This window comes from Emticicia sp., assembly GCF_049241225.1.
GTDB lineage: Bacteria > Bacteroidota > Bacteroidia > Cytophagales > Spirosomataceae > Emticicia.
In genome coordinates, this window is sequence record NZ_JBMLRC010000040.1 from 1 (window position 1) to 5581 (window position 5581).

Consider the following 5581-nt stretch of genomic DNA (forward strand, 5'->3'; position numbering starts at 1 on the left):
GCAGTACCATCCATTGGTACCCAGCAATCTCCATTCACGGCCTTAAATTGTGTAGGATTTAAAATTGAGTGCTTGATATCACCCACGGCACCTGAGCAAACTACCTCTTGTGCTTTGGGTGAACCCAATGAGTAAGGAGCAAAAGTGAGTTCGGTACGAGGAACAAGCTCAGTGCCTTGTACAGTTACACCTACGTAGTAAGTCTCTCTACCCCAATCTAGGTTATCAAGTGGGTTGGTTGTGCTACCCAAATGCGTGCTATAAACTCCACCAAAAACATTGATATTCTGGGTGTCTGTCCAAGCGGCAGTGCCACCAGTTGGAGACGTATAGAGCTTAAATATAATTGATTGCTGGCCATCAGCTACCGCCTTGCCATTGGCATCTTTCAAGAAACCTTGAAGCGATATTTTTTTTGTTTGTTGGGCTGCTACTTCAGTCAAAGCAAAGAAGCAAATTAAGAAAGCCAATGGGGCTATTTTAGAAATTGTAAAATTTTTTTTCATGATAGTGATTATTTGTAAGTACTGAAAAAGTATTTTAAAAGAGGAGACTATGAAAATGCGATTTTGTGCTTGCGTCGTGAGTACATAAACTTTGTATTATCACTGAGTTCGACTTCCAATACACCCGCTTGGCTTATTACTTTGTCGGGGTTGATTAATACGCCTTTATTGATGCGTTTAAAATCATGAAAGACACTTTGCCAATAGGTTAGGCTATAGCTCACGATTAGCTTCTTTCCACAATCAAATTTAACTTCGTTATAAGGCTCTTGTCCGAGGTGCTTGATGTAGATTACTTTGTCGTGTTCCTGTGGTTTAATTACTCTTGAGTTACGTTTCATACAGCGTTTGTTTAAATAGTATTTTAGCTAATTTTTTCAGCCTGCTTCATACTTGATAGACATCAAAAAGCAGTTGACGAAATAAGATTTAACTGTACAATACCTTACCTAAAATCTTATTTTACAAAGGTATCGTGAGTTTTTTTTGTACATAGCAAGGGGAAACCCCTGTTCTACAATGCACCTAATAGACCACTCAAAAGCGTGCTATTAGATGCAAATATTAGCTTTTCATAGCACTACATTCAATAGCCATGTACGAATCATAGCGTGAATGGAATAGCTCACTACGTGAATGGTAGGAATAGTTTCGTGAATGGGAAGAACAAGAAGGTGGAGGTAAGAGTGAAATGTTGGGGACCTGTCTCAGAAATGCCTCAGAAATGAATCCACGTAGGTTCTCAAACTGAACTCATCAATTGGCTTTTGTAGATAAAATTTTCGAAGAGATAATTCTTTGTAGAGGTCGTAGTATTTTTGGCAGTCAGCTGCACTGCAAAAAATAACCCAAGCTTGCGACTTGTGAGGTATCTGTTTGGCAAGTTCAATACCCGAAATTTGTGTGCCTAAATTAATATCTATCATAAAAAGTTGATAGTTATTTTGGCATATCGTCTGAGAAAATTGCTCAGGAGTAGATACAGAGGTTGTCTTTATTTCACCATATTCCGATAAAATAATTTCGAGTGAAAGTTGGTCAATTAAAGAATCATCTAAAATCAAACATCGTAGTTTTTCTTTCATAAAGCTTGTTTGGAATATATACCCAAACTTACATCAACTATCAAACAAAATACGTGTGCTATTCGTAAATAGCTTTGTTTATTACGTGAATGGTTTATTTAGTATACCTTCCCTATAAATTTCTCTACAAATGCCTGCTTATTATTTCGACTAATCGAAATTCTTTGATTGGCTATTTCTACGTATGATTCCTTAATGTTAATGCGGTTTATTGCCAGTGTGTTTATCAATGTATTTCGATTGACCCTTTCAAAACTAGCATCTTTTAATAACTCTTCGTAAACTTTCAAAGCCGTATAAGTGGTGTACTTATTACCATTAGAAAAAATAGTTGTGGCGTGGTCGTTAGTCTCGATATAACTTATCTCACTGGCCAATAGCTTGTAAGCATAGTTACCCAACTTTACTGTAATAAATGGCTCAACTTTGGCGGTCTCGCTCGATTTATTAAACAAAAATGTTTCGAGGTTTGTCTTGAACACAAATTCATCAATTGGCTTTTTGATATAAAACTTGCTAAATTTCAAATCTTTGAACTGCGGATAGTAATCTTTACTATCCATCGAACTCGAAATAATCACCCAAGCCTCTGAGTCATCAATCATTTGTATCAAATCAATACCCGTTAGAGCATCATTGAGCATAATATCAATTATATACAAGTGAAATTTCTGCTTGCTTACTTCTTTCAAAAATTCTTTCGGATTGCTAACAAACGTAGGCACAAAAGCAGGAAACTGTTCTAGCACCATTTCTATGGCCAATTGGTCGTGGAGCGAATCTTCAAGTATTAAACAATTATACATAAAATTAATGTGAAAACTTCAGTTTTTAAAACATAACTTCAGCAATATACATACCATCTTTTTTTTGGTTTTCGATATATATTTCTGCTTTTTTCAGCATAGGCTCTAACAGAGATAATCCAAGACCAAGTCCTTTATCTTTGATCTCGACTTCTTCCATAACCTCATTGATAATTCTGATCAGAAATTTATCAACTGAGTTTTGTTGAATAATAATCTCAATTGTAGAATCAAAAGCCGAATGTATAATTGCATTAAAAATCAAATTTCGCAATACAATTACCAGCAGTGAGGCATCAATTCGAGCTAAAACACGATGTTGACCAATTTCAATTTTCAAATTCTTTTGAGTCAATTCTTCTCGATAACTCTCAATAATCTGAGTTATAATCAGATTCAAAACCTTTTCTTCTTTGGCTGCTTGCCAATTTTTATTAGTACTTTTCACCCAATATACAAGCTCATCGATTAGCCAAAGCACCTTTCTACTTTTCATCTCGGTCTCTTTACCAAGTAGAAACAATCTGTCAAAATCTTGTTTTTTTATCAAGTACTCAAGTTTGCGAGTGATATCATAAAAACTTTGTACCGGATACCTTACATCATGCACTAGAATACTTAGAATGGTTTCTTTTAGCTCCAGACTCTCACGCAAAATCAGCGTTTGTTCATCTATCTTCTGCTGTAAAAGTTCATTTCGCTTTTTTAGTTGATGATTAGAAAACACTGTGGCCAGCCAGATCACTATGCCTAAAAAAATTAAAGCACAAACCCAAAAATACCATTCTTGATAAATCGGTGGTTGACGAATAATTGTGATTTTTATGATTTGTGCATTCAAAAAATCGCTACAACTCACTACTTTTATTTCGATGTTACTCGAACCTTGGCCAATGTTGTCAAGTATTAGCTGCCGTTCAGGAAGTAATTGCCAATCACTATTTATGGATTTATCGGTTCGATAATAATATTTTTTTTGGCATTCGTATTTATAATCTTCATACGAAAGACCAAATTCGATACTTTCTTCATAACGGCCAAGATGAATTGTAGTGCCACTGTAATCAGTGAGAATTCGTTTTAGTTTGTTAGCCGAATATACCTTTATCGTATCTATTTTTAAAGCATATTTTTTGGCTATATTCTTTGAAAAATCTAGTGGATTAAGAATATTTAGTCCGTTTATACCGCCAAAATACAATATCCCATTTTCATCCTGAAAATGCGAAAGTCTATTACATTCATTACTGGTTAGTCCATCTGCTTCGGTATATATTTTCAATAAACTACCATCTTCATCAAAATGCCAAACTCCTTCTTCGCTACTTGCCCAAACACCATTTTTACTTCTATACACCGAAAGGAATTTTTTCGATAATACATCAGATTCTTTGCCAAATGGGCGTATTATTTTTGAAACCAAGTCAAAATACCAAATACCCTTTGAGCTGGCAATCATTAAAGACTGCTGTACTTTAGTATCCTTATAAACGTGAAAACACGATGGCTGGATTTTCTCATCTGCTAAGAAAATATACTTCTGAAGCTTTGTTTCATCTATCAATTCAAAAAAGCCATTTTCTGCAGCAATGTAGATTTTACTACCATCAACGAAAAAATCGTAAACAATTGAATTATTAAAAAATTCCGAGAGCTTCGTAAAGACCCGAGCTTTTTTTGTCTTTTTATTGTAATATATGATTCCTTTCCTCTCTAAACCTAGCAAAACTCCATCTTTATAGGCTTTAATTGACCAAATTTTTGTGGTATCAAGGTTACACAAAATCTCATCCTTTTGGGTTTTAAGATTGGTTTTTACTAAGCCATCTTCGCCAAAAAGCAAATCCCCGTCTTTATCCTTCAAAATACTTAAAACAAATCGATTTTCATCTCCCGAAATATTTTTAAACTCATGTAATGATCGCACTGTATTAGTGTTCGTATTGATAAGTTGGCGTTTTTTATTGGTATTTACTAAAATTTCATCTTTATTGAGCCTCACAATTGCTCGGCAAGAATAATTTTCATTGATTTTGTCTAATTCCTTGTTTTTGAGGAATGTAAGTATGTTTTTCTTGGAGAAATTAAGGATATGAACCCCATCGTTGGTCGATAAAAAATAATTATTCGACTGATCAATAAAAATATCGTGAATCAAAAAATCAAAATCTTCTCGATCTACTATTTTAAAATTACTATCATAAAACTGTAGAGAATTTGAGCTATTAAGAATAATAAGGTTAAATGTTTTGTCGTACTTCAAATTCCATAAATATGAATCTTTCACACTTTTAAATGCAATCTGCTTAGAAGAGTACAACGATTTAATCAGAGTTATATCATAATATTGATGAAGCATCAGCAGATCAGAATCGGTCTCTACCACTGTCCGTATAAATGAGTTTTTTAACAGAATTTCTTTAGCAATTTTACCGCTATTATCCAAATGTATGAGTTTCTCATCAAGTTTCTGACTTTTCTCAACACACAAAACCATACCCTTTCTACCGGCATACAATAGTTTAATTGGATGTGTGTCAAGTTTGTATTTCAGAATTATTTTTTTTTGCTTAGCATCAAATTCCAACACTTTTCCATCTTTTGTACCAATCAGTATATTTCCTTGATTATCAGATAGAATAGAATGAATTCCTATCTTTTTCCCAATGTACTCATCGACTGAAATCGTTGTCAGATTAATAGGGTTGAAAATAAAAGTGCGAACAATATTAAACGGAAAATACCACTCCACACTCTCCGAAATCCAAAGGTTGCCGGTAGCATCTTGTACGATGGAGTTAAACCCACGATTTGAAAAATCAGGAACAATAGCTCGACTACTGATTTTCCCAAAAGCAAATTTAGCTAGTTGATTATCAACTGAAAACCAAATCCGATTTTGATTATCAATAAATGTTGTATTGATATGCCGATTTGGCAAACCATCGGTAGGGCTTAGTTTTTTATTTATTTTTCGAAAAACATCAGATTGGGCATCAACACTCAAGCTGATAGTAAACCAAAAGATAATAGTCAAATATTGGCAAAAACGAATCAAAACTTCTTGTTTAGTTTTATTGAATAGTATAGTCTGATGGCCAAATATAATAAACTTATATAAAAATAATTAATTTTGAGTTTTTAAATCGCAATTAGTTAATGGATAAAATCAGACAATTATCGT

At 33.8% G+C, this 5581-nt stretch carries 5 protein-coding genes; all 5 read right to left on the minus strand.

Annotated features, from left to right (window positions below; translation table 11 throughout):
• Positions 1–506, minus strand: a 506-nt coding sequence (locus tag ACOVO2_RS02470) for a hypothetical protein (protein WP_421768452.1), incomplete at its 3' end; no start/stop codon positions are given.
• Between the two features lie 47 nt (positions 507–553).
• Entirely contained in the window at positions 554–847 is a 294-nt protein-coding gene (locus ACOVO2_RS02475; protein WP_421768453.1) for a hypothetical protein, read from the minus strand.
• Positions 848–1213: 366 nt separating this feature from the next.
• Positions 1214–1591: a response regulator gene (locus ACOVO2_RS02480; RefSeq protein ID WP_421768454.1), complete on the minus strand. Its 378-nt coding sequence runs from the start codon at positions 1589–1591 to the stop codon at positions 1214–1216.
• A gap of 98 nt (positions 1592–1689) precedes the next feature.
• A complete protein-coding gene (locus ACOVO2_RS02485) occupies positions 1690–2397 on the minus strand; it encodes a LytR/AlgR family response regulator transcription factor (RefSeq protein ID WP_421768455.1) in 708 nt (235 codons plus the stop codon).
• Positions 2398–2422: 25 nt separating this feature from the next.
• A complete protein-coding gene (locus tag ACOVO2_RS02490) occupies positions 2423–5434 on the minus strand; it encodes a hypothetical protein (protein ID WP_421768456.1) in 3012 nt (1003 codons plus the stop codon).
• Positions 5435–5581 lie beyond the last annotated feature (147 nt).